General features: G+C 73.9%; 3 protein-coding genes. 2 read left to right on the forward strand and 1 reads right to left on the reverse strand.

The window, feature by feature from the left end; genetic code table 11:
* On the forward strand, positions 1 to 2302 hold a 2302-nt coding region (locus GA0115240_RS04615), incomplete at its 5' end, for an alpha-L-rhamnosidase-related protein (protein ID WP_107407096.1).
* 82 nt (positions 2303 to 2384) lie between these two features.
* Here the strand turns inward: GA0115240_RS04615 and GA0115240_RS04620 are convergent.
* Complete coding sequence (locus GA0115240_RS04620; protein WP_141708723.1) at positions 2385 to 2771, reverse strand: alpha-L-rhamnosidase C-terminal domain-containing protein; 387 nt, start codon at positions 2769 to 2771, stop codon at positions 2385 to 2387.
* Between the two features lie 155 nt (positions 2772 to 2926).
* Between GA0115240_RS04620 and GA0115240_RS04625 the strand changes: the two genes are divergently transcribed.
* Positions 2927 to 3810, forward strand: an 884-nt coding sequence (locus tag GA0115240_RS04625) for a LacI family DNA-binding transcriptional regulator (protein WP_093735368.1), incomplete at its 3' end; no start/stop codon positions are given.

Raw genomic sequence — 3810 nt, forward strand, 5'->3', positions numbered from 1 at the left:
GGACGGGACCACCGCCACCGCCTCCTCCGCGCACGCGCCCAACCTCGGCGACAACAACCAGCCGCGCACCTACGACGCCGCCAACGCCATCGACGGCGACACCGACACCTTCTGGAACGACGACACGATCGCCGCGTACCCGGACACGCTGACCATCACCACGGCCGCCGCCATGTCGCTGTCCGGCATCACCGTGCTGTCCAACTCCGATGGCGTACCGAGCGACTTCACCGTGGAGACCTGGGACGGCAGCGCCTGGCAGCCGGCCGCCACCGTCACCGGCAGCACCGCCGTCCGCGAGGCGGTGCCCTTCGCGGCCACCGTCTCCACCACCCGGGTGCGGATCAACGTCACCGCCGACCAGAACACCCCGCAGGGCGAGTTCACCCGGATCAACGAGGTCTACCCGGGCGTCCTGCCCGACGACGACATCCCCCGGATCGTGGTGGACTTCGGCAAGGTCGTGGTCGGCTACCCGCACGTCCGCTTCGCCTCGGCCTCCGACAACAGTCCCGGCGTGCGGCTGGCCTTCTCCGAGACGCTGCAATTCCTCACCGACCGCAGCGACTTCACCCGCGCGGACCAGTCCGGCGTGGCCTCCGGCGGCACGGATCAGTTCGCGGTGCCGGCCCGGGGGGCCGACTGGAAGGACACCAAGGGCTACCAGACCGGCACCCAGGTCTACGCGGACGGCCTGCACGGCTTCCGCTACCTCCAGATCAGCCTGGACGCGCTGGCCGCCGACGCCCCCGCCGCGCAGCCGTGGGGCCAGGTGGCGATCGACGCGGTGTGGCTGGAGTTCACCGCCTACCTCGGCACCCCGGACTCCTACGGCGGCTGGTTCCTGTCCTCCGACGACGAGCTGAACCGCTACTGGTACGGCGCGGCCTACACCAACGAACTGGTCACCGACACCTTCCGCCCCGACGACATCGACCCCCGCGGCGCCGACTCGCCCACACTGGACGGCAAGCTCGTCCTTCAGGACGGCGCCAAGCGCGACCGCGACCCCTACGTCGGCGACCTCGCGGTGTCCGCCCGCACCCTCTACCTCACCCACCCGGACGCCGCCGCCGCGGCCCGCAACGTGCTGGCGGACCTCGCCGACCACCAGCGCGCCGACGGCTGGATCCCGCCCGCCTCGATCAACGACTACACGCTGCCGCTGTTCGACTATCCGCTGTGGTGGGTGACCTGCAGCTGGGACTACGTGCTGCACACCGGCGACCGCGGCTACGCCGCGCGCTACTACCCGCAGCTGACCAAGCTCCTCGACAGCTGGTACCCGTCGGTGACCGACACCGACGGCCTGCTCAGCAAGGGCCTGGCCGGCACCTCCGGGTACGGCGACTACGCGTTCCTGGACCGCAGCGGGCAGATCACCTACTACAACGCCAACTACGTCCAGGCCCTCGACGACGCCGCGGCCCTCGCCCGGCTGCTGGGCCACCGCACCGACGCCAACCGGTGGGCCGCCAGGGCCCGTACGGTGGCCGCCGCGGTCAACGCCCACCTGTGGGACGCCGACGCGGGCGCCTACCTGGACTCCAGCACCGGCGCCGTCCGGCACGCGCAGGACGGCAACTCCATCGCCATCACGGCCGGCGTCGCCGACGCCGCCCGGGCCGCCGCCGCGCTCGCCCACCTCGACGCCACCACCACGCTGCCGTACGGCAACGCCTTCATGGACAACGACACGATCTTCGACGGGGCCTCGCAGCGGGTGTACGCCTTCACCTCCTACCCGGAGCTGGTCGCGCGTTTCCGCAGCGGGCAGGCGGACTCGGCGCTCGACCAGATCCGCCGCACCTACGGCTGGATGGACCGCAACGACCCGGGAACCACCCACTGGGAGGGCATCGGCCCGGACGGCTCGCTGTACGAGGGCGCCTACACCTCGATGGCCCACGGCTGGTCCACCGGAGTGCTGCCCGCCCTGACCAATGAACTGCTGGGCATCCGGCCGGTCTCGCCCGGCTTCGCGGACTGGACGGTCCACCCGCGCCCGGGCTCGGTGCAGTGGGCGCGCGGCCAGGTGCCCACCCCGCACGGCCCGATCACGGCCGACTGGCAGCACCCGGGCCACGGCTCCTTCACACTGACCGTCCGCGCCCCGCACGGCACCCGCGGCGCCGTCGCGGTCCCGACCGACGGCCGTGCGGTCACCGTCGAGCTGGACCGCCGCCAGGTCGGGAGCGGCCGGCCGGGCCAGGGCCACCAGGCAGCCGCGCACGGCGGCTACGTGACCCTGGAGGGGCTGGAGCCGGGCACCCACACGGTGACGGTCCGGCCGGCCCGCTGAGCACGGCCCGAACCGGCAGCGGCGCCCGACGGCCGAAGAGCCGTCGGGCGCCGCTGCCCCGGACCCGCCGGCGGCGGGCCGATCAGCGCTTGCGGACCGTCACCGTGCGGCTGCCCGCCGGGACGCCGGCCAGGACCACGCGGCCGCCGTCGACCCGCGCCGAATACGCGCGGGCGGTGCGGTCCCAGGCGGTCCGGCCGTCCACCCGGACGACGTAGGTCCCGCTGTCCGGCACGGGTACCGCGATCTCGCTGACGGCGCCCGCGTCCACATCGAGGTCGAAGCCGCCGCGGCCGCGGTCCCGCCACGACGCGGCGATCACACCGGCCGGCGTGGTCAGCCGGCCCTCGGCGCGGCCCACGCCACCGGGGTGCGGCGCGACCCGGTAGGTGGGGGCGCCGTCCGGGTCGGGGGCGAGCCCCTGACCCGGCCGGGGGACCGCGCCACGGCCGGTCCCCCCGACGGACACCTCCCGCGGCCGGCCCCAGCCCACCAGGCTCGGGCCGGCCCCGTCGCCCCCACCCTCCGGCGTTCACCCGGACAGGTGAACTCCTCGGCTAGGGGAACCGCCGACTCCCTGAGTACATTGCGGGGCCGGTGCCCGCGACAGCCCCTGGAGTGAACGTGGTACGTACGGTCGGCATCAAAGATGTGGCCCGGGCGGCCGGTGTCTCGGTGGGCACCGTGTCCAACGTGATCAACCGCCCCGAAGTGGTCACCGAGGAGACCAAGGAGCGCGTCCAGGCGGTCATCAGGCAACTGGGCTACGTCCGCTCCGAGTCGGCCCGGCAGTTGCGGGCCGGCCACAGCCGGCTGGTGGCGCTGCTGGTGCTCGACATGGCCAACCCGTTCTTCGTGGAGCTGGCGCGCGGCGCCGAATCCGCCGCGCGGGCCGCCGGCCTGGGCGTCATGGTCTGCAACAGCGGCCAGAGCGTCAGCGAGGAGGACACCTACCTCTCGCTCTTCGCCGAACAGCGGGTGCGCGGCGTGCTGGTCACCCCGGCGGACTCCACCGGCCGCAGCCTGGACGTGCTGCGGCGGCAGAACATCCCCTTCGTACTGGTGGACCGGGTGGCCGGCGAGGCCGAGGGCTGCTCGGTGTCGGTGGACGACACGGTCGGCGGCGCGCTGGCGGGCCGTCATCTGATCGGCGCCGGCCATCGCACGATCGCCTACATCAGCGGACCCCCGCACCTCCAGCAGATCCAGGACCGCCGGGCCGGCCTGCTCCAGGCCCTGGCCGACAACGGCCTGCCGCCCGAGGCGCTGCTGGAGATCCCCGCCGAGCGGCTGGACGTCGCCGCGGGGCGCGACGCGGGCGCCCGGCTGCTCGGCCTCGCCCGCCGCCCCACCGCCGTCCTGTGCGCCAACGACCTGCTCGCACTCGGCGTACTGCAAGTGGTCTACGCGGCCGGGATCGCGGTACCGCGCGACCTGGCCATCGTCGGCTACGACGACATCGAGTTCGCGGCCGCGGCGGTCGTCCCCCTCACCTCGGTACGCCAACC

The sequence above is a fragment of the Streptomyces sp. DvalAA-14 genome (genome assembly GCF_900091855.1).
GTDB lineage: Bacteria > Actinomycetota > Actinomycetes > Streptomycetales > Streptomycetaceae > Actinacidiphila.